Here is a 20,767-nt window from a genome sequence, read left to right as displayed (position 1 = left end):
TGATGTTCACCCAGACCACCCGCCGCCGACTGGTGATCGGCGGTGCGGCACTCACGGCGACCGCGCTCGCGTTGACCGGTTGCGGCCGCTCGGCCGAGACCGCGGATTCCGGGCCCAAGGCAACGACCAGTGTCGGGGACGGTCCCGCCACCGGCGAACTGACCGTCTGGGCGATGGGCACCGAAGGGGAGAACCTGCCCAAGCTGACCGCTGCCTTCGAGGCGGCCAACCCGGGCGTCAAGGTGAAGGTCACCCCGATCCCGTGGGACGCCGCGCACAGCAAGTTCACCACCGCGATCACCGCGCAGACGACGCCGGACGCCGCGATGGTCGGCACCACCTGGATGGGTGAGTTCGCCGACCTGGACGCGCTCGACCCGACGCCGGGCAACATCGACACCGCGGGCTTCTTCGAGGGCGCCAACGAGACCACCAAGGTCGGCGGCACCAGCTACGGCGTGCCCTGGTACGTCGAGACGCGGCTGGTCTACTACCGCAAGGACCTGGCCGCCAAGGCCGGCATCACCACTCCCCCGACCGACTGGGACGGGCTGAAGGCGATGGCCAAGGCGATGCAGGAGAAGGCCGGTGCGAAGTACGGGATCAATCTGCAGCCGGGCGGTACCGGGTCGTGGCAGACGGTGATGCCGTTCGCCTGGTCCGCGGGTGCGGCGATCACCGGGGACGACCAGAAGGAGTTCACCTTCGACACCCCGGAGATGCAGGAGGGGCTGAAGTACTACCAGAGCTTCTTCACCGACAAGCTGGCCGGCAGCGACCTGCCGCCGAACCAGACCGAGGCGCAGTTCGTCAGCGGTCAGGTGCCGATGTTCATCTCCGGTCCGTGGATGGCCGGCTCGGTGGCCAAGCTCGGTGGGGACGCGATGAAGGCGAACATCGGGGTCTTCCAGTTGCCGAAGAACAAGACGGCGACGTCGTTCGTAGGTGGCAGCAACTTCGTGGTGTTCAAGAACGGCAAGAACAAGGACAGTGCCTGGAAGCTGGTGAAGTGGCTGTCCGACGCCAAGACGCAGGCGCAGTGGTTCAAGTTGTCGACCGACCTGCCGGCGGTGAAGAGCGCGTGGGAGGACCCGAGTATCGCGAGTGACCCGCTGCTGCCGGTGTTCGGCAAGCAGTTGGAGGACGCCAAGGCGCCGCCGGCGATCGTGAACTGGGAGCAGGTCGCGACCGCGTTCGACGCCGAGGTGGAGAAGATGGCGAAGTCCGGGCAGTCGCCGGCCGACACCGCGAAGGCGATCCAGACCAAGGCCGCGTCGATCGGCACCGGTAGCTGATCGCTGATGAGTTCAGTCGCAGTCAGAGGCTCCAGGGGGCGGCAGACCGCCGCCGCCTGGATCCTGACCCTGCCCTTCGTACTGCTCTTTCTGGCGTTCACCGCCGGGCCGGTGCTCGGGTCGCTCGGGATGAGCTTCACCGACCTGAAGCAACGCGACCTCCGGACACCCTTCGCGGTGAACGGCGTCGGCTTCGACAACTACGTCAAGGCGCTGTCGGACGAGACGTTTCGCAAGGCCGCGCTCAACACCGCGTACTTCGTCCTGGTCGGCGTCCCGTTGACGCTCGGCCTCGCGCTCGCCGCGGCGTTGCTGCTGGATCGCGGCGTCAAGCGGTTCCAGAGTCTGTTCAAGGTCGGCTACTACCTGCCGGTGATCACCTCGATCGTCGCCATCGCGGTGATCTGGCGGTTCGTGCTGTCGCCGGACGCCGGGCTGCTGAACACGGTGCTGTCCTGGGTCGGGATCGACGGGCCGAACTGGCTCGCCTCGAAGACCTGGGCGATGCCGTCGCTGATCATGATGGCCGTCTGGCGCAACTTCGGCTCGGCGATGATCATCTTCCTGGCCGGTCTGCAGGGCATCCCGGCTACCGTCGAGGAGGCCGGCCAGCTGGACGGTGCGGGCTCGTGGCAACGGTTCCGGTACCTGATCCTGCCGTTGCTGCGGCCAACCGTCCTGTTCACCAGCGTGACCACCGGGATCGGCTACCTGCAGTTCTTCGAGGAGCCGTTCGTGATGACCCAGGGTGGTCCGCTGAACAGCACGGTGTCGGTGTCGATGTACACCTACCAGCAGTTCGGCTTCGGCAACTACGGGGTCGCGACCGCGATGAGCTACCTGCTGTTCGTGGTGATCGCCGTGGTCACCTTCATCCAGTTCCGGCTGCTGAGGGAGAAGTGATGCGCCGCACCTGGTGGATCTACCTGATCGCCGTCCTCGGCCTGATCGCGGTCGCCGCGCCGTTCCTGTGGATGCTGCTCGGCAGCTTCAAGACCCAGGGCGAGCTGCTCCGGGTCCCACCGACCTGGTTGCCGGAGGCACCGACCACGCAGAACTACGACGACCTGTTCAGCAAGGCCAACTTCCCCCGGTACTTCGTCAACTCGACCGTGGTCGCCCTCGCGGTGACGGCGGGCAACCTGTTGTTCTGCTCGATGGTCGGCTACGCGCTGGCGAAGCTGAACTTCCACGGCCGCAACGCGCTCTTCGTCGTGGTGCTGGGCACCCTGATGATCCCCGGCGTGGTCACCTTCGTCCCGCTGTTCGTCCTCGTCACCAACGCCGGGCTGGCCAACACCTATCCCGGCCTGATCCTGCCGTTCCTGGTCTCGCCGTTCGGGGTCTTCCTGATGCGGCAGTTCTTCCAGGGCCTGCCCGACGACCTGATGGATGCCGCCCGGGTGGACGGCAGCAGCGAGCTCGGTATCTTCGCCCGGATCATGCTCCCGTTGACCAGGCCGGCCCTGGCCACCCTCGGGATCCTCACCTTCCTCGGCTCCTGGAACAACTTCCTGTGGCCGCTCGTGGTCGCCCAGACCGAGGAGAAGTACACCCTTCCTGTCGCCCTGGCGCTGTACTCGACCGGACAGAACGCGCAGAACTTCGGCCTGCTGATGGCCGGCGCGGTCGTCGTCGTAGTACCCGTGCTGGTGATCTTCCTGGCCTTCCAGCGCCATGTCACCAAGGGCATCGCCATCACCGGCATCAAATAACTCTCTGGAGGCTCCGATGACCGCCAACATCAGCCGACGCACGCTCCTGGCCGCCACCGGCGGTGCCGCACTGGCCGGCTCCGCCGGCCTCACCACCAGCTCGTACGCCGGTCCGCAGGGCGCCGCCGGTCTGCAAGGCGCCGCCGGCCGGGATCCCGGCGCCCTGCTCAAGGGCAACTGGCACCCGAGTCGCCACGACCGCGCGCTGGTCGGCCGCTGGGCCCGGGACACCTGGCGCAGCCTGGTCGCGATGACCGACGAGACGACCGGCCTGCCCGCCGACAACATCGGCGCCTCGGTCAGCAGCCCGGTGCGCAGCAAGTACACCTCGCCGACCAACATCGGCGGCTACCTGTGGAGCGTCGTGGTCGCCCGCGAGCTCGGCATCATCTCGCCGCACGAGTCGGTCCGGCGGCTCACCCAGACGCTCACGACGATGTCGCGCGTCGACCACCACGAGCCGAGCGGGATGTACTTCAACTGGTACGACGAAGCGACCGGCGAGGTGCTCACCGTCGACCCCGACGGCACCAAGCAGATCACGCCGTTCGTCTCCAGCGTGGACAACGGCTGGTTCGCCGCGGCCCTGATGGTGGTCCGCAACGCCGAGCCGCGGGTCCGCCGGCTGGCCGACTCGCTGCTGAACAAGATGAACTTCGCCTACTACTACAACCCCGCTGCCCGGCCCGGCGGGCTGATGCGCGGTGGATTCTTCGAGACGTCGCCGCCCGACGAGGAAACCGACAAGGGCAACCACGCCGGTACCGGTCCGGACGTCTACTACCGCAAGTTCCACTACGACACCCTCAACACCGAGGCCCGGATCGCCGGCTACATCGGCTTCGCGCTCGGCCAGGTGCCGCACACGCAGTACTTCGCCACCTACCGAACCTTCCCGGACTCCTGCGACTGGTCCTGGGTGGAGCAGCGCCCCAAGGGTGTGCACCGCACCTATCTCGGGCTCGACGTCTACGAGGGCACCTACTCGTACCGCGGCATGCGGCTGGTCCCGTCCTGGGGTGGCGACATGTTCGAGTCGCTGATGCCTGACCTGTTCGTGCCCGAAGCGAAGTGGGCGCCGCGCAGTTGGGGGATCAACCACCCGCTGACCGTCCGGGCGCAGATCGAGCACGGGCTGCTCGAGGCGAAGTACGGCTACTGGGGCTTCTCCCCCGCGTCGAACCCGAAGGGCGGATACGCCGTCTACGGCGTCGAGCCGATCGGGATGGATCCCGGTGGCTATCCGTCCGACCTGGAAGGCACGAACTACGACGGCGGTTTCGAGGGCTGCCGCGACGGCGCCAACCCGAACCCGACGTACGGCGACGGCGTGGTCACGCCGCACGCGGCCTTCCTGGCCATGAGCTACGCGCCCCGGCAGGCGATCGCGAACCTGAGCAAGATCGAGAAGGAGCTGCACGCGTACGGCGCCGGCGGCTTCTACGACGCGGTCGCGGTGAAGTCGGGGCTGATCGCCAAGCGCTATCTCGCGCTGGACCAGGCCATGGTGATGGGTGCCATCGGCAATGTCTTCGGCAACGACCTGATCCGCCGGAACTTCGCCGACCGGCGGGCCGAGCGGGGCATCCGGCCGGTGATCGCGATGGAGCAGTTCTCGTCCGGACTGGAGTAGTGGGAGCCCTTGAGTATGCAGAGCAACGCGAAAGCTGACTGGGACGAGCGGATCGCCCTCCGCAGCGACGAGACCCGCGCGGTCGAGCTGCCTGACCTGGACCCGCCCACGAGCGTGACGGCGGTGGGCGGGGTCGGGCAGGTGACGGTGGACTGGTCGCCGGTGGCGGGTGCCGTCGGCTATGTGATCCTGCGCGGACTGGACGACTCGTCGCTCGAGCCGGTGGACCATCACAGCGGCGACATCTTGTCGGTGCCCGCGCCGCCGTACGTCGACACGACCTGCACCGCCGGTACGACGTACAGGTATGCGGTGGCTAGTGTGCCCGAGGTGACCGTGCACGGGCGGCCGGGCGCGTCGGTGGAGGCGACGCCGTTGGTTGATGACGGCAACGTTCCTGCTGTCCGGCTGACCGTGGATGCTCTTGCCGAGGGCACCGATCTGCCCCGGCCGTGGGTACCGATGGTGGGCAGTGAGCGGCTCAGTCAGCTGCTCTGCAAGGACCTGACCGGCGGTCGCGAGATCGGCGCCGAGCTGGAGCAGGCGTTGCGTCGGATGCGTGACGAGATTGGTGTCCGGACCGTGCGGGCGCATGCGATCTTTCATGACGACACTCGGGTCTACACCGAGGTGGACGGCGTACCGGCGTACGACTTCGGTGTGGTCGACGCGATCTACGACAAGCTGCTCGGGCTCGGATTGCGGCCGGTGGTCGAGTTGGGGTTCATGCCCCGCGACCTCGCCGCTGATCCGACGAAGACGGTCTTCGAGTACGGCGCGATCATCTCGCCGCCGAAGTCGTACGAGCGGTGGCACGACCTGGTGCGCGAACTGGTCGCGCATCTGGTCGAGCGGTACGGGCTGGACGAAGTCCTGGGCTGGGACTTCGAGGTCTGGAACGAGGCGAACCTCGAGGTGTTCTGGTCCGGCACCAAGGCCGAGTGGATGCACCTGTACGACGTGAGCGCGGCCGCCGTGAAGTCGGTGGACGAGCGGCTGGCCGTCGGTGGGCCGTCGTCGGCAGCGGCCGGATGGGTGGACGATCTGCTCGCGCACGCCGCCTCGACCGGGTCGCCGGTGGACTTCGTGACGACGCACACCTATGGGAGTCCGCCGCTCGACGTGCAGGCGTCGCTGGATCGACATGGGTTCAGCGCGGCGCGGATCCTGTGGACCGAGTGGGGTGTGACGCCGAGGCACTTCAACCCGATCAACGACTCGGTGTTCTCCGGGGTGTTCCTGCTGCGCGGGATGCGGTCGGCGGCCGGGCGGGTGGACGCGCTCGCCTACTGGGTTGCGTCGGACCACTTCGAGGAGCTCGGCCGTCCGCCGCGGTTGCTGCACGGTGGGTTCGGGCTGCAAACCGTTGGCGGGTTGGCGAAACCACGCTTCCACGCGATGTCACTGCTGAGTCGGCTCGGGCCGGTCGAGCTGCCGATCGCCTTCGAGGGCGACGGCGGCGGGAGTCTGGTGGAGGCGTGGGCGTCGCGCGACCGCGACCGGGTCGCCGTACTGGTGTGGAACCTGACGCTGGATCAGTCGAAGGCGGACGGCGCGCCTGAGCTCGCGCGGACGGTCACCGTCGCGGTGCCCGGCGTCGATCCGGGTTGGGAGGTCACGGCAACCACCCTCGCGGCCGGTAGCGGTGACCTGGTCGAGGTCGCCACCGAGCTCGGGATCGGCGACTGGCCGCGCGCCGAGGAGTGGGCGGCGCTCGCGGAACGGAGCGCGCTGACAACCGAGTCGGTGCAGTCCGAAAACTCCACGGTGACGATCAGCCTGCTGATGCCGTCCGCGGTGCTGCTGGAATGGCGACCGGCCGGCCGGTGAATATCTGAGAACCGGAACCTGTTCACCGGCCTGGGTAGCAGAAAGTTGTGGTGAGATAACTCCATGCTGCCCCGGTCACTGAAGATGTTCCTTGCGCTGGCGTTGACGGCCTCCGGTCTGGTGGTCCCGCAGTCCGGTGCCTCGGCCTCCGTTCAGGCGGCCCCGGGCATCGCCCACCGCAGTACGACGTCGGGCGGGATCACCACTCCCGGTACGTCGCTGGCACTGGCCAAGCCGGCCGGCACGGTGGCCGGTGACGTGCTGGTCGCGCAGGTCGCCAACCGGGACAACGTGGCCACCACCTTGACGCCGCCGGCCGGCTGGACGCAGGCGAACGTGAAGGCCAGCGCCGGGCTGTTGAAGTCCTGGGTCTTCACCCGCGTCGCCGGTGCGGCCGAGCCCGCGTCGTACACGTTCACGCTCAGCGCGGCGTACCGGATGGCGGGCACGATCTCGGCCTTCAGCGGCGTCGACAACCTTCGGCCGGTCGACACCATCGACGCCCTGGTGAACGGCAACACCGGGACCTTCACCGGGAAGCCGGTGACCGTCGCGAGCGGGAACGCTCTGGCGGTGTGGTTCGGCGTCCAGCTCTGGAGCGGCAGCGCTTGCCCGAGTCCAGGCATCACGCAGCCGGCCGGCTTCACCGAGGCGCGGGAGGACTGCCTGATCTCCCCCGCCAACGGCCTCCTGTACGACGCGGCGTACAGCCAGCTGGGCACGCCGCTCGCACAACCGGCCTGGACGGGCAGCTCGCCGTTCGCCAACACCAACATCACCCAGTCGCTCGCACTCCGCCCGGCGGGCGCGCCGATCGCGCATCGCGCCACCACGTCGGCGAATGCCAACAACGTGACCTCGCTGGCGCTGACCAAGCCCGCCGGCACGGTCGCCGGTGACGTCCTGCTGGCCCGGGTCACGAACCGCAACAGCGTCACCGCGACGATCACCGCACCGGCAGGCTGGACGCTGGTGAACGAGAAGCAGACGTCGTACTCGCTGCACAACTGGATCTTCAGCCGGGTCGCCACCAGCTCCGAGCCGGCCAGCTACTCGTTCGGCTTCAGCACGGCGCTCTACCTGTCGGGCAGCCTCTCCGCGTTCAGCGGGGTCGACACCGCCCGGCCGGTGGACGATCGCGACGGGCAGTACAACTCGTCGTCGGCGACCTTCACCCTGCCGTTCCTGACCACAGCGGTCGACGGCGAGTACGGCGTGTGGTTCGGCACGCAGGTGACCACGGCGAATCCTTGCCCCGCCTCGTCGGTGACTCCGCCGCCGGGCTTCACCGAAGTACTGGACGGCTGTCTCGCGTCGTCATCGACCGGTATCGGATACAACGTCGCCGTCAGCCAGCTCGGCTTGGCCGGTGACCAGCCTGTGTGGACCGGCAGCTCCGCAGTGGCAGCCAGCAACCTGACCCAGGCCGTCACGCTTCGCCCGGCCGCTGCCGTCCAGGTGGCCGACACCTACGCCTCGGCGCCGGTGACGGTCGGCAACCTGTGGGACGGGCTCAACCCGGACGGCAGCAAGAACACCGCGATCGCGCAGTCCGTGCTCTACCAGCCGTCGGGTCTGGCGGCCAGCCGGATCAACCCCAACGTGCAGTACCTGCACAGCGAGAAGGACCGCCAGACCATGGTCGCGGTCAACACCGGCACGGCCCAGGTGGTCGGCAAGTACACCGTCACCATCCCGAACGTCTTCGACTGGGAGGACATCGCGACCGGACCGTGCCCGGCCGGCACCTGTTTCTTCGCCGGTGACATCGGCACCGCCCGCGACATCCCCAAGCCCAACGGCACCAGCTCGGTCGTCCGGGTCAAGGAGCCCGACCTGGCCGCCGGCGAGACCAGCGGCACCCTGACCGGCGACTACTTCCCGTACACGATGCCCGGCGGCCCCAAGAACGCAGAGGCCCTGCTGGTGCATCCGGTCACCGGCGACATCTACGTGATCACCAAGGCCGAGTCGGGGATCAGCGACGTCTACAAGTTCCCCAACCCGCTACCGGCGCCGGGCACCTCCAGCCTGCTGACCAAGGTCGCGACCCTGACCCTCCCGACGCTGGCCGGCGACATCAACTATGCCCAGCTGACCGCGGCCTCGATCCACCCGGCCTCGAACCGTTTCCTGGTCCGCACCTACCGCAAGGTCTACGAGTACCGCGGCACGCCCGGCGGCTCGTTCGAATCCGCCCTGACCGGGACGCGGGTCGACCTCACCGACACGTCCGAGGGCCAGGGCGAATCCATCGAGTACGCCGCGGATGGCTCCGGCTACTTCACAGTCAGCGAGGCCACCGCGGCGCCGTACGCGTTGAAACGAGTCGACCGCCGCTAGGGCTGGTCGAGGTTCGAGACCGGGCGGGTCATGCTGTCGGGGTCGGCCGGCCCGGCTGGTCGCCGCCGCGTGCCTCCAGATAGGAGTTCTTCGGGACCATCACCTTGCGTTTGAACAGGCAGACGACGGTGCCGTCCTGCTTGTAGCCCTTGGTCTCCACGTAGACCACACCGCGGTCGTCCTTGGACTTGGACTCCCACTTGTCCAGTACGACGGTCTCGCCGTAGATGGTGTCGCCGTGGAAGGTCGGGGCGATGTGCCGCAGCGACTCGACCTCAAGATTGGCGATCGCCTTGCCGCTCACGTCCGGCACCGACATGCCGAGCAGGATCGAGTAGATGTAGTTGCCAACCACAACGTTCTTGCCGAACTGGGTGGTCTGTTCGGCGTAGTTGAGGTCCAGGTGCAGCGGGTGGTGGTTCATGGTGAGCAGGCAGAACAGGTGGTCGTCGGACTCGGTGACCGTCTTGCCGGGCCAGTGCTTGTAGACGGCACCGATCTCGAACTCCTCGTAACTGCGGCCGAACTGCATACCTGCTCCTTCCGGTGACCTCTCCCGGCTCCAATGCTGCCCTAGATCGACCCCCGCGGAGGGACCTGGAGAGAAACGTCACCCGGAGGTGAGCGATCGGTAAGGGGCGGCTGTTTCCCTGGTGCCCTGGGGTCACTGGGCCCGGTCCAGCGTGGATCGGGAGTGGGAAGGACAGTCATGCTGCGGATTCACTTCACCGCCGAGGATTTCGCCCGTACGACGATCGCCGCCGAGCCGGACCCGCTGTGGGAGGTGCTGCTCAGCCTGCACATGCTGCAGGTCGAGGACGGCCCGCTGGCGTACGGCGCCTGGCGGCAGCGCATGCGCCGGCGGCTGCCGCGGGAGACCGTGGGACCGCTGGCCGCGCTCGCCCCGCCGGTGGGCTACTCCCCCGACTTCCTGACGCCGACCGCCCGGTCCAGCGAGTTCGGTGACGCTGTCGACCTGATGCTGTCGGCGCCGCGTCAGCAGGTCCGTGCCGACCTCTCCCGGTTGTCCGCCCGGCGTACTGCGGCCACTTGGGTGCGGCAGCTCTCCGAGGCGCGGCCGGAGACCCTGCACCGGCTCGGCCACTCGGTCCGCGTCTACCATCACCAGGCGCTGGCGGCGTACTGGCCGTCGCTGCGGGCCGCAGTACAGGCGGATACCCGGCATCGGATGCAGCAGCTGACCACTGGTGGCGTCGCGTCGATGCTGGAGGGCATCCACCCGCAGGCACGGTGGCAGGGCCAGGTGCTGGAGATCGCGGCCTTCCCCGACGACGAGATGAAGCTGAACGGCCGCGGCCTGCGGCTGCAGCCGTCGTACTTCTGCTGGCAGGCGCCGACGAAGCTGGCGGACGGCGAGCTACCGCCGGTGCTCGTGTTCCCGATCAAGCACGCCACCGGGCTGACCCACAAGGAACGGTCGGGCGTTGACACCCAGGAGCAGCTCGCCGCCCTGGTCGGCCGGACCCGGGCGACCGTGCTCGCGCTGACCGTTGGCGGCTCGAGCACGACCCAGCTCGCGCGGTCCTGCGACATCACCCTCGCAACGGCCAGCCACCAGACCGCAGTACTGCGGGACGCGGGGCTGATCGTGTCGCAGCGGCAGGGAAAGTCGGTGATCCACCGGGCGACCACCTTGGGACACGCACTGCTGGAGGGCACCGACCCCTGGTCGGGGGACGCCGCCCAGCCTCGCGCCTAGTTCGACTGCTCCGGGAGGCGCGGGGCAACCTCGCCCTTGAGGGCCAGCTTGGCCAGGTGGTTGCGGGCCTCTTCAGCGAACTTGAAGTCGCACAGTACGTCGTACGTCGTCGCCACCACCGCGGTGCGCGAGGTGAAGTCGCGACGGCCGGCCGACTGCGCGTAGCCGATCGCTGCGAACGCCATCCCGAAGATCGCGCCCAGCACCACGCCGGTGATCAGGGCGGCCAGCCAACCGCCGTCGGCGCTGGTGAACAACCCGAGCAGCACCCCCACGAACAGACCGAACCAGGCGCCGCTGGCCAGGCCCGCGGTGATCGCCCGGCCCCAGGTCAGCCGGCCGGTGATCTTCTCCACCTGACGCAGGTTGTTGCCGACGATGGTGGTGTGCTCGACCGGGAACTTCTCGTCCGAGAGGTAGTCGACCGCTCGCTGCGCCTCCCGGTAGGTGTCGTAGGTCCCGATCGTCAGGCCGGTCGGCCGGGGGTCTATCGAACCCATGCCCTGCGTGGTCATCGTCGTTCCTCTCCGCTTGCTTCCAACTCCATCATTGCCGACGGCTGGTGACGGCACATTGATAGCCTCGCGTCGATGACCGGGCGAAGGTGGGACTTGAGCGCGACACGCCGGGTAGGACGTGTCTTCGCGAGGCGTCCCCCGGGCGATCCCGCACCGCTGGATCTGGTCGGCAGCGGCAAGCTGGACGGCGCCCTGATCGACTGGGCCTACTACCGCGACGGCCGCCGCGACCACCGCTCCGGCTCGTACGTCGACGCGCTCACCCGGGCCAGACGCGGCGACGGCTTCGTCTGGATCGGCCTGTTCGAGCCCAGCGTCCACCAGCTGGCCGTGATCGGCAGCGAGTTCGGGCTGCACAAGCTGGCGCTGGAGGATGCCGCCGAGGCCCACCAGCGGCCGAAACTGGAGCGATACGGCGAGACGCTGTTCGCCGTCCTGAAGACCGTCCGGTACGTCCCGCACGGCGACCTGACCGCCACCAGCGAGGTGGTGGAGTCCGGTGAGGTGATGGTGTTCTGCGGTCCCGGCTTCGTGATCACCGTCCGGCACGGCGACCACGGCGAGCTGACCGGTCTGCGGCAGCACCTGGAAACCGAGCCCGAGCGACTGGCGGCCGGCCCGGGTGGAGTGCTGCACGCGATCGCCGACCATGTGGTGGACAGCTACCTGGCGGTGGCGGACGCAGTACAGGCCGATATCGACCTGATCGAGATCGAGATGTTCAGCCCGCGTGGCTGGCGCAACATCGACCGGGTCTACCAGCTCAAGCGGGAAGTGCTGGAGTTGAAGCGAGCTGTAGCTCCGCTGACCGGGCCGATGCGCGCGCTGTCGACGCTGCGGCATCCGCTGATCGGCGACGACATCCGCAACTACTTCCGCGACGTCGACGACCACCTGCTGCGGGTGAAGGAGCAGGTGGTGTCCTTCGACGAGCTGCTCAGCTCGATCCTGCAGGCCGGGCTGGCCCAGGTGCAGGTCTCGGAGAACGACGACATGCGCCGGATCTCGGCCTGGGTGGCGATCCTCGCCGTCCCGACCCTGATCGCCGGCGTCTACGGGATGAACTTCGACAACATGCCCGAGACCACCTGGAAGTACGGGTACTACGCGGTACTGGCCCTGATGCTGACCGCGTGCAGCGTTTTGTACCTCTTGTTCAAGCGGAACCGGTGGCTCTGACACCGTCCCGGCCCCTGGATGTCACTCAGTGACCGCCAATACCGCCTCAGTGGTCAGCTGGCAACCTCTTGCCATGGCCGCCACTGCCCGGGCGCAGTGTGACCTAACCGGTTGTGTGGTCTAGAACGGACCTGATTCAATCGGCCTGTCGCGTTCGGTCAGCGATCCGCCACATTGTGCGACCGACGGCATCGGGGGATGTCGTGCGCCGAGGATCTGGGAGGGCTTCTGTGCTTCGCATTCACTTCACTCCACGCGATCTCGCGCGAACGACCGTTTCGACCAAACCGGCGCCGTCGTGGGAGATCCTGCTCAGCCTGCACATGCTGCAGCAGTCCGACGGCCGGCTGATCTTCGAGGACTGGCGCCGCTCGGTCCGGACCAAGGTGTCGCCGGACCAGATGCGGCTGCTGCTCGAGCTGACCCCACCGAAGGGCTACTCGCCGGACTTCCTCACCCCGGCCGAGTCCGCGCCGGACTTCGAGACCGGGCTGGAGATGATGCTCTCGACGCCGCAGCCGCAGCTCCGCAGCCAACTGGAGTTGCTGAGCAAGTACCGGCCGGTCTCGCCGTGGACCCGCGAGCTGGCCCAGGGCGACCGCGGCTCGCTGAACCGGCTCGGCCGGGCGATCAGGTCGTACCACGATGCCGCGATCGCGCCGTACTGGAAGTCGATCGGCACCCACGTCTCGGCCGACCACGCCCATCGCGGCGAGGCGCTGGCCCAGCACGGCGTGGACCGGCTGCTGTCGACGCTGCACCCACGAGTTCGCTGGGTGGCGCCGGTGCTGCAGGTACTGGACATGAACGACCGCGACCTCTACCTGGACGGCCGTGGCATCGAGCTGCAGCCATCAGCCTTCTGCTGGCAGGTGCCGACCAAGCTGCGCGACCCGGGACTGAAGCCGATCCTGGTCTACCCGATCCAGCACGCGCCCGGCATCCTGCGCTCGTCGTCGGTCGACACCACCGAGGCGTCGGACGTGCTCGGCTCGCTGCTCGGCTCCACCCGGGCCGCGGCCCTGGAGGCAACTGTGTCCGGGTGTACGACGACCGAGCTGGCGCGCCGCTGCAAGATCTCCCCCGCCGCGGCCAGCCACCAGGCGACCGTGCTGCGCGAGGCAGGGCTGATCACCACCCGGCGGGCCGGCGCGTCCGTGCGGCACGAGGTCACCCAGCTCGGGATCTGGCTGCTGTCCGGCCACGGCTCCGGCAGCCTCCGTCCGATCGGCCGGACGGCGGCAGCGGCCAGCTAGAGCTTGTAGTCCTCCAGGAGGCGGCGGCCGATGATCATCCGCTGGATGTCGGCCGTGCCCTCGCCGATCAGCAGCATCGGCGCCTCGCGGTACAGCCGCTCGATCTCGTACTCCTTGGAGAACCCGTAGCCGCCGTGGATCCGGAACGAGTCCTCGACCACCTGTGAGCAGTACTCACTGGCCAGGTACTTCGCGACGCCGGCCTCGAAGTCGTTGCGGGACCCGGCGTCCTTCTTCCGGGCCGCCTTCACCATCAGCTCGTGCGCGGCCTCGACCTTGACCGCCATGTCGGCCAGCCGGAACAACACGGCCTGGTGCTCGGCGATCTTCTTGCCGAACGTCTCGCGCTGCTGGGCGTAGGAGATGCCGAGCTCGAACGCGCGCCGGGCCACGCCGCAGCCGCGGGCGGCCACGTTCACCCGGCCGACCTCGACGCCGTCCATCATCTGGTAGAAACCCTTGCCCGGTACGCCGCCGAGGATCTGGTCGGCCCCGATCCGGTAGCCGTCGAAGATCAGCTCAGTGGTGTCGACGCCCTTGTAACCCATCTTCTCGATCTTGCCCGGCACGGTCAGGCCCTGGTCGACCTCGCCGAAGCCCGGCTCCTTCTCGACCAGGAAGGTGGTCATGTTCTTGTAGACCGAGTCGGACCCCTCGTCGGTCTTGACCAGCACCGCGACCAGGTTGGACGAGCCGCCGTTGGTCAGCCACATCTTCTGGCCGTTGACGGTGTAGCTGTCACCGTCCTTGACGGCCTTGGTCTTGATCGCGGCGACGTCGGAGCCGCACCCCGGCTCGGACATCGAGAAGGCGCCGCGGACGTCGCCGGTGGCCATCCGGGGCAGGTACTTCTGCTTCTGCTCGTCGGTGCCGTGCTGCAGCAGCATGTAGGCGACGATGAAGTGCGTGTTGATGATGCCGGAGACGCTCATCCAGCCGCGGGCGATCTCCTCGACGCAGAGCGCGTAGGTGAGCAGCGACTCGCCCAGCCCGCCGTACTCCTCGGGGATCATCAGCCCGAACAGACCGAGCTCCTTGAGCCCCTCGACGATCTTCGTCGGGTACTCGTCCTTGTGCTCCAGCTCGGTGGCGACCGGCAGGATCTCGGACTCGACGAAGGCCCGGACCGTCTTCAGGATCTCTTCCTGGATGTCGGTGAGTCCCTCGGTCTGCTGCAACCTGCTCATCAGCGGCGCTCCTTCCGTCGGCCCACGGCTACTTACCCGTGAGTATCGCGGCTCCCAGCATCGCGGTCGCACCCGACACCCGCTGTGACACCGGCCACGCCGACACCGTCGCCTGACTCACGCCCGTCCGCCGTTGCGCCGGTGGCCACAGCCGCTTCTCAACTAGTTGCGGTTCCAGCCGTTGCCGTTGTTGTCGCCGTTGGTGTCGCCGTCCTCGCCGTCGCCCTCGTCGTTGCCGTCGCCGTCACCGGCGGCGAGATCGGCCTGCAGCTTGGCACCGACCCCCGCGAACATTGCCGAGATCTGCGGAGTCGACTGCCACCGCCCCTGCTGCTGGGCGATCAGCAACCGCTGCCTGGCCTGCTGGTACTGCCGCCAGGCCTGCCCTGCGTCACCCTCGTCGGAGGCCTTCGCCGCCTGCTCCAGATCCTTGGCCGCCTCGCGAACCGTCCGCTCGGCGTGCTCCTGCTTGTGCTCCCGCACCAGCTTCGCCAGCGACCGCAGCGAGGCCGCCGTACCGTTCTGCGGCGCCGACGGCTTCTTGCTGGGGGTCTTCTTCGGCGTCGGCTTCTTGCTGGGCGTCTTGGTCGGCGTAGGAGTCGGCTTGGGCTTGGAGACCGGCTTCACGCTGGCGGACGGCGTCACCACCGGCGCCGGGCCCTGCGCGGTCGGCTCGGGCTTGACGCCTTCCCGCAGTAGCCCGGCGATCAGCACGCCGGCCAGCACCACGCCGACCCCCACCAGCGTCTTGGCAAACGGGAACCGCCGCTTCGGCGCCACCACGTGCTCGTCGTCCCGGAACGCCCTGGCAGGAAGAATGCTGGCCGCAGCCGCAGCATTGCCGGCGACAATTGCCTCCGGCTTGATATCGCTTACTGCTGCAGGGGGAAGCAGCAACACGCGGGTGCTGCTGCTATCCGGGGCTTGTGGCGCGGGTGAGTTCAGGTAGCTGCTGACCCCAACGGCCGAGGACGGGCGCGCGGCCGGGTCCTTGGAGAGCAACTGCATGACCAGGGCGTCGAGACCCGGGGCACCCTCAGTACGGCGTACGGGAAGCGGTGCGGCGTCGAGGTGCTGGTGCATGACGTCCATGACGTCCGGGCCGACGAAGGGGGTGGTGCCTTCGAGCAACTCGTACAGAACGCAGCCAAGGGCGTACCAGTCGCTGGCGGGCGTCGCGCGCTCGCCGCGGACCTGCTCCGGGGAGACGTAGGCCGCAGTGCCGAGCAGCACCGGCCCGGTGGCGCCGTCGACGCCAGTGGCCTGGGCGATGCCGAAGTCGGTCATCTTGAGCGTGCCGTCGGGTGCCAGCAGCAGGTTGCCCGGCTTGACGTCGCGGTGCACGATCCCGGCCGCGTGGGCCGCGTCCAGCGCGCGGGCGCCCTGCGACGCGATGTCGGCGACGAACCGGTCCGGCGGCAGCCCCTTGGTGCGCAGCAACTGGGCCAGGTCGGGGCCGTTGACGAGCTCCATCACCAGGAACACCTGGCCGTTCGCGGTACCGACGTCGTACGTCGCGACCACGTTCGGATGGGTCAGCCGAGCGGCCGCCTGGGCCTCGGTGCGGAACCGGTCGAGGGCGTCCATCTGATCGCCGTCCAGCCGGCGCAGCAGTTTCACCGCCACCTGCCGGGCCAGGACCGCGTCCTCGGCCCGCCACACCTCGCCCGCGCCGCCGTTCCCCAAGGGGGTCAGCAACCGATAGCGCCCCGCGAGTACCTCGCCGTTCACACCCAACACCTCACTGTCAGCCGTATCGCCGCCCTACCCTAGGCGTCCGCTCCGGTGAGAGCGAGTCGTGGCGGAACACCCGGCCAACCTTTGACCTGGACCGAACGTTCGGCCCACGACGCCGCGCTTTCCAGTGACAGCGCTGTCATGTCAGGACTAGGTTGACGAGCATGTTGCGCAGACTCTGTTTCGTGGTTGCCGCAGGCCTCGCCGCCGCGACCCTCACCTCGACCAGCGCGGGCGCGGCGCCCGCCGTACCGGCTGGACACCGACCGCCGACCGTGCGGTGCGAGTTCACGCCGACCCCGGAGAACCCGGCCGCCAAACCGGTCACCGTGCCGAAGGCGACGGCGCTCGCGAAGGGCACCGTCGACGTGTACTTCGTGACCAACTACGGGCCGTTCGTGGTCCGGATGGACCGCGCCAACGCGCCGTGCGGGGTGTCGAACTTCGTGCACCTGACCAAGAGCCGGTTCTACGACTGGACCCAGTGCTTCCGGCTGACCAACTCGGCCCGGCTCGGCGTCCTGCAGTGCGGTGACATCTACCGCCAGGAGGAGGGCGGACCGGGGTACAAGTTCCCCGACGAGGTGACCGGCAAGGAGACCTACCCGCGCGGAACCGTTGCCATGGGCAACCAGGGGCCGGGGACCAACGGCAGTGAGTTCTTCGTGGTGCACTCGTTCGCCAACATCCCGCCGGACTACACCGTGCTCGGGCACGTGATCTACGGGATGTCCACCTTCGACCGGATGGTCAAGGCCGGTATCGCCGACCCCGACCTGGACGGCCCGCCGGTCCGGCCGATCCGCATCCTCAAGGTGCTGACGCTGGGCTGATCCCCGGTTCTGACGCCCCGGCCGGCCCGACTCCGGGCCGGCCTCGGGGTGGCGTCCGGCTCAGCTCTCCGGCTTCCAGACGTTCGTCCGGGTCATGTTGGCCGCGCGGCCCTTGGCGGAGATGACGAGCGCCATCTTGCGGGACGCCTCGTCGATCATCTCGTCGCCGAGCATCACCGCGCCGCGGGCGCCGCCGGCGGCCGAGGTGAAGTGGTCGTAGGCGTCCAGGATGTTCTCGGAGTGGTCGTAGTCCTCCTGCCGCGGCGAGTAGACCTCGTTCGCGGCGGCGATCTGGTCGGGGTGCAGCACCCACTTGCCGTCGAAGCCGAGCGCCGCCGACCGGCCGGCCACCCGGCGGAAGCCGTCGACCTCCTTGATCTGCAGGTACGGGCCGTCGATCGCCTGCTTGCCGTAGGCGCGGGCCGCCATCAGGATCTGCATCAGGATGTAGTGGTACGCGTCGCCGACGTCGTAGCCGGGCGGCTGCTCCCCCACCACCAGCGACTTCATGTTGATCGAGGCCATGAAGTCGGCCGGGCCGAAGATGATCGTCTCGACCCGCGGCGAGGCGGCCGCGATCGCGTTCACGTTGGTCAGGCCGAGCGCGTTCTCGATCTGCGCCTCGATCCCGAGCCGGCCCTGCTCCAGCCCGTGCACCTTCTCCAGTTGGGTCAGCAGCAGGTCGAGCGCGACCACCTGCTCGGCGGTCTGCACCTTCGGCAGCATGATGCAGTCCAGGTTGGCGCCGGCCCCGCCGACCACCTCGATCACGTCGGCGTAGGTCCACTGGGTGGTCCAGTCGTTCACCCGGACCACCCGGGTCTTGCCGCCCCAGCCGCCCTCGTTCAGCGCGGCGACGATGTTCTTGCGCGCGTCCACCTTGGCGATCGGCGCGACCGAGTCCTCCAGGTCGAGGAACACCTGGTCGGCGTCCAGCCCCTTGGCCTTCTCCAGGAACCGCGGGTTGGACCCGGGGGTCGCCAGGCACGAACGCCTGCTCCGGAGGGCCTTGCCGGTGGTGGTCTCGTCAGCCATCGCAGCATCCTAAGGTCGCGGTTACCCGTCAGTCACTCGCAGCGTACGGCGAACTGGCGGCGCCGCGGCCGGTGACATCGCTCACGCCAGTCGGCGATGTGGCGGGAGTCACCGCGACCGAACGACCCGGCCGTGGGTGAGGATGGTGGTGTGCTGGAGCCTCTTGGTCTGACTCGCGCCGAGCAGGACCTCTATGAAGATCTGGTGTCGCGGCGGCCGGTGACCGAGGCCGAGCTGAGTGACCCGGCGGCCGCTCGGCGGCTGGTCGAGCTCGGCCTGATCACCCTGATGCCCTCCGAGCCACCGCGCTACCTGGTGCTCCCGCCGGACGTCGCCCTGGAGCTGCTGGTCCGGGACCAGGAGCTCGAGCTGGCCAAGGCGCGGCAGGAGACAGTGCTGCTCGCCACCCAGTTCCACACCGGTACCGCGCGGGCCGAGCCGCCCGAGCTGATCGAGGTACTCCGCGGCGAGGCGGCGATCGCCGCCGGGATCGAGCGGCTGATCCGCAGCGCCAAGGCCGAGGTGTGCTTCTCGGATGCTCCCCCGTTCATGACCGACCCGACCCGGGTGGACCAGGAGGAGCTGGAGCAGCTGACGGCGGAGGTCGGCATCCGGATCCTCTACGACCGCACCCGCTCGGTGGACCGGCCGGGGCGGCTCGCGGCCCGGGTCAGCGGGGTCAACGACGGCGAGCAGGCCAGGGTCGGCGACGTACCGCTGAAGCTGCTGCTGACCGACGGGCCGATGGCGTTCGTCCCGATCGACATCAGCGCCACCGAGTACTCCGCTGGGCTGCTGATCCACGACCCGACGCTGGTAGCCGCCTTGCAGGTGCTCTTCGAGCAACTCTGGAGCCGGGCGATCCCCCTGGCGACGTACGCCGGGCAGACGGGGAGCGCCGATGGTCCTACCGACCAAGAGCGGGACCTGCTGGCCCTGCTGATGTCAGGCCTCACCGACAGCGAGACTGCCGTGCAGCTGGGCTGGACCGAGCGCAGTGTGCGTGCCCGGATCGACCGGATGCGTCAGCGGCTGGGAGCCGACACCAGGTTCCAGGCCGGCTACGAGGCCGTACTGCGCGGATGGCTGGAACCCCATGAAGGATGACCTCTCCGTGCTCGGGCTGACACCGGCCGAGCAGTCGGCGTACCGGGCTCTGGTCGGGCGGGAGCCAGTGGCGGCCGACGACGTGCTGGCCGCGCTGGTGGAGAAGGGTCTGGCGACACTGATCGGCGGCCGCCACGTCGCGGTGGCCCCGGACATCGCGCTGGAGGTGCTGCTGGCAAACCGGGAGCGAAGCCTGCGGGAAGCCCGCGAGCACATCTCCGCCCTGAAAGTTGCCTACCGCAATCATTTGACCCGGCCGACGCCGACTCTGCTCGAGTACGTGGGCGGGGCGGCGGCTGTGCGGCAGCGGATCGTCCAGATCCAGCAGGCGGCTCGGTCCGAGGTCCGCCGGTTGATTCGATCGCCGCAACCTCCTGTGGAGCTGCTGGCTCAGTGCCGGACCATCTATGAGGCCGCGGCAGTGCCAGCTGATCCTCCTGCGGATGCCCGGGTGGTGCCTGTGCTGCCACTGGAGCTCTATCTGCTCGACGACCGCCTGGCGCTGGTACTGCTGGAGGAGGACCGGGCAGTCATCCTGCAGCCGTGTGGACTGCTCGACGCCTACAAGCAGCTCTTCGAGCGGCTGTGGGAGCGCTCGCTGCCCGCAGTGCCCGATGAGCAGGCGGAGGCACGGCTGCTGACATCGCTGCTGCTGTCGGGGCTCTCGGACCAGGCGATTGCCAAGGAGCTCGGCGTCAGCCCGCGAACGGCTCAGCGCAAGCTTGCGGCGATGCTGCAGGACCTGGGCGCGCACACTCGCTTCCAGGCTGGAGTCCAGGCCGCCATGCGCGACCTGTGACACCCTGTCCAGGTGACGACTGACGAGGCTGTTGCGGAGATCGCCGGGGTGATGAAGAAGGCCGGGCTCGTCTGGTTGTCCTGGAACGGCGGCCGGCCCGCACCGGCCTGGTTCGCCACAGTGGACGGGGCGTACGTCGTACTGGCTGATCGGGCGGGGAGTGCCGAGCAGCCGCTGCCGGGGCTGGCTGAGGCGGGGTCCGCTGAGGTCGTAGTACCGGCTAAGCCTGCTACCAACCGTTTGGCGGGGTGGAAGGCCACTGTTCGGCGGCTGGAGCCTGGTAGCGAGGAGTGGACGGCTGCCGCGCTCGTACTGCGTACTGAGCGGCTCAACGCGGAAGGGCTGGACACTCAGCTCGACCGGTGGCGGGTAGAGGCCGACCTGCTCGTACTGGAGCCCACTGGTGAGATCACCGAGGCTGTCGGGCGATTCGACGGCAGCCTGCGACTAGGGACTCCTGTCGGGAGTCCTGCCACCACCCGCGGCAAGCGGCCGATCACGCTGCACCGGCGGTCCAAACGCAGGCCGAAGCTCACCTGAGTCATGTCCCGGGCCATGTCCCGGGCGGGGAGAGGCTGCT

At 68.6% G+C, this 20,767-nt stretch carries 18 protein-coding genes; 13 read left to right on the top strand and 5 right to left on the bottom strand.

Annotation, left to right across the window (positions count from 1 at the left end; all coding sequences use genetic code 11):
* The first annotated feature begins 2 nt into the window (after positions 1 to 2).
* The 6 genes from AB0P21_RS22665 (at position 3) to AB0P21_RS22640 (ending at position 8,816) form a co-directional block, all read left to right on the top strand.
* On the top strand, positions 3 to 1,295 hold the full coding sequence (locus AB0P21_RS22665) for a sugar ABC transporter substrate-binding protein (protein WP_363699118.1): 1,293 nt from the start codon (positions 3 to 5) through the stop codon (positions 1,293 to 1,295).
* A 6-nt stretch (positions 1,296 to 1,301) separates the two neighbouring features.
* The gene (locus tag AB0P21_RS22660; RefSeq protein ID WP_363699117.1) at positions 1,302 to 2,198 is read left to right on the top strand and encodes a sugar ABC transporter permease; all 897 of its coding nucleotides are present in this window, start codon (positions 1,302 to 1,304) and stop codon (positions 2,196 to 2,198) included.
* Positions 2,198 to 3,010: a carbohydrate ABC transporter permease gene (locus tag AB0P21_RS22655; RefSeq protein ID WP_363699116.1), complete on the top strand. Its 813-nt coding sequence runs from the start codon at positions 2,198 to 2,200 to the stop codon at positions 3,008 to 3,010. Before AB0P21_RS22660 ends, AB0P21_RS22655 begins: the two co-directional genes overlap by 1 nt.
* Positions 3,011 to 3,026: 16 nt before the next feature.
* On the top strand, positions 3,027 to 4,643 hold the full coding sequence (locus AB0P21_RS22650; RefSeq protein WP_363699115.1) for a glucoamylase family protein: 1,617 nt from the start codon (positions 3,027 to 3,029) through the stop codon (positions 4,641 to 4,643).
* A gap of 15 nt (positions 4,644 to 4,658) precedes the next feature.
* Positions 4,659 to 6,473, top strand: coding sequence for a xylan 1,4-beta-xylosidase (locus AB0P21_RS22645; protein ID WP_363699114.1), 1,815 nt, complete (start codon positions 4,659 to 4,661; stop codon positions 6,471 to 6,473).
* A gap of 63 nt (positions 6,474 to 6,536) precedes the next feature.
* The gene (locus tag AB0P21_RS22640) at positions 6,537 to 8,816 is read left to right on the top strand and encodes a hypothetical protein (RefSeq protein WP_363699113.1); all 2,280 of its coding nucleotides are present in this window, start codon (positions 6,537 to 6,539) and stop codon (positions 8,814 to 8,816) included.
* 28 nt (positions 8,817 to 8,844) lie between these two features.
* On the opposite strand, the gene AB0P21_RS22635 is transcribed toward AB0P21_RS22640, so the two are convergent.
* Positions 8,845 to 9,348 carry a MaoC family dehydratase gene (locus tag AB0P21_RS22635; protein ID WP_363699112.1) on the bottom strand — a complete coding sequence of 168 codons (504 nt, stop codon included), beginning with the start codon at positions 9,346 to 9,348 and terminating at the stop codon, positions 8,845 to 8,847.
* 177 nt (positions 9,349 to 9,525) lie between these two features.
* On the opposite strand from AB0P21_RS22635, the gene AB0P21_RS22630 reads away from it, so the two are divergent.
* Positions 9,526 to 10,536: a transcriptional regulator gene (locus AB0P21_RS22630; RefSeq protein WP_363699111.1), complete on the top strand. Its 1,011-nt coding sequence runs from the start codon at positions 9,526 to 9,528 to the stop codon at positions 10,534 to 10,536.
* On the opposite strand, the gene AB0P21_RS22625 is transcribed toward AB0P21_RS22630, so the two are convergent.
* Complete coding sequence (locus tag AB0P21_RS22625) at positions 10,533 to 11,051, bottom strand: general stress protein (protein ID WP_363699110.1); 519 nt, start codon at positions 11,049 to 11,051, stop codon at positions 10,533 to 10,535. The genes AB0P21_RS22630 and AB0P21_RS22625 overlap by 4 nt on opposite strands.
* A gap of 75 nt (positions 11,052 to 11,126) precedes the next feature.
* Here AB0P21_RS22625 and AB0P21_RS22620 point away from each other — a divergent pair, with 75 nt between their 5' ends.
* Together AB0P21_RS22620 and AB0P21_RS22615 are read left to right on the top strand one after the other, a co-directional pair.
* A complete protein-coding gene (locus tag AB0P21_RS22620; protein WP_363699109.1) occupies positions 11,127 to 12,233 on the top strand; it encodes a magnesium and cobalt transport protein CorA in 1,107 nt (368 codons plus the stop codon).
* A gap of 230 nt (positions 12,234 to 12,463) precedes the next feature.
* Entirely contained in the window at positions 12,464 to 13,489 is a 1,026-nt protein-coding gene (locus AB0P21_RS22615; protein WP_363699108.1) for a winged helix-turn-helix domain-containing protein, read from the top strand.
* Here the strand turns inward: AB0P21_RS22615 and AB0P21_RS22610 are convergent.
* Together AB0P21_RS22610 and AB0P21_RS22605 are read right to left on the bottom strand one after the other, a co-directional pair.
* Positions 13,486 to 14,676 (bottom strand): acyl-CoA dehydrogenase family protein, encoded by a 1,191-nt coding sequence (locus tag AB0P21_RS22610; RefSeq protein ID WP_363699107.1) that lies wholly within the window; start codon positions 14,674 to 14,676, stop codon positions 13,486 to 13,488. The genes AB0P21_RS22615 and AB0P21_RS22610 overlap by 4 nt on opposite strands.
* 162 nt (positions 14,677 to 14,838) lie before the next feature.
* Positions 14,839 to 16,407 carry a serine/threonine-protein kinase gene (locus AB0P21_RS22605; RefSeq protein WP_363699106.1) on the bottom strand — a complete coding sequence of 523 codons (1,569 nt, stop codon included), beginning with the start codon at positions 16,405 to 16,407 and terminating at the stop codon, positions 14,839 to 14,841.
* Between the two features lie 170 nt (positions 16,408 to 16,577).
* Here AB0P21_RS22605 and AB0P21_RS22600 point away from each other — a divergent pair, with 170 nt between their 5' ends.
* Positions 16,578 to 17,246, top strand: coding sequence for a peptidylprolyl isomerase (locus tag AB0P21_RS22600; protein ID WP_363699105.1), 669 nt, complete (start codon positions 16,578 to 16,580; stop codon positions 17,244 to 17,246).
* Positions 17,247 to 17,306: 60 nt separating this feature from the next.
* Here AB0P21_RS22600 and AB0P21_RS22595 read toward each other — a convergent pair whose 3' ends face one another.
* Positions 17,307 to 18,281: a CoA ester lyase gene (locus AB0P21_RS22595; protein ID WP_363699104.1), complete on the bottom strand. Its 975-nt coding sequence runs from the start codon at positions 18,279 to 18,281 to the stop codon at positions 17,307 to 17,309.
* Positions 18,282 to 18,431: 150 nt separating this feature from the next.
* Here AB0P21_RS22595 and AB0P21_RS22590 point away from each other — a divergent pair, with 150 nt between their 5' ends.
* Genes AB0P21_RS22590 through AB0P21_RS22580 form a run of 3 tightly spaced genes read left to right on the top strand, consistent with a single transcriptional unit; the run spans position 18,432 to position 20,727 of the window.
* Positions 18,432 to 19,388: a LuxR C-terminal-related transcriptional regulator gene (locus tag AB0P21_RS22590; protein WP_363699103.1), complete on the top strand. Its 957-nt coding sequence runs from the start codon at positions 18,432 to 18,434 to the stop codon at positions 19,386 to 19,388.
* Positions 19,378 to 20,187, top strand: coding sequence for a hypothetical protein (locus tag AB0P21_RS22585; RefSeq protein WP_363699102.1), 810 nt, complete (start codon positions 19,378 to 19,380; stop codon positions 20,185 to 20,187). The genes AB0P21_RS22590 and AB0P21_RS22585 overlap by 11 nt, the downstream gene beginning before the upstream one ends.
* Before the next feature lie 12 nt (positions 20,188 to 20,199).
* On the top strand, positions 20,200 to 20,727 hold the full coding sequence (locus AB0P21_RS22580) for a hypothetical protein (protein ID WP_363699101.1): 528 nt from the start codon (positions 20,200 to 20,202) through the stop codon (positions 20,725 to 20,727).
* Positions 20,728 to 20,767 lie beyond the last annotated feature (40 nt).

The organism is Kribbella sp. NPDC056861 (genome assembly GCF_040687575.1).
Lineage (GTDB): Bacteria > Actinomycetota > Actinomycetes > Propionibacteriales > Kribbellaceae > Kribbella.
The sequence above is the reverse complement of the archived record's forward strand: the minus strand, read 5'-3'. Positions and strand labels throughout refer to the sequence as shown.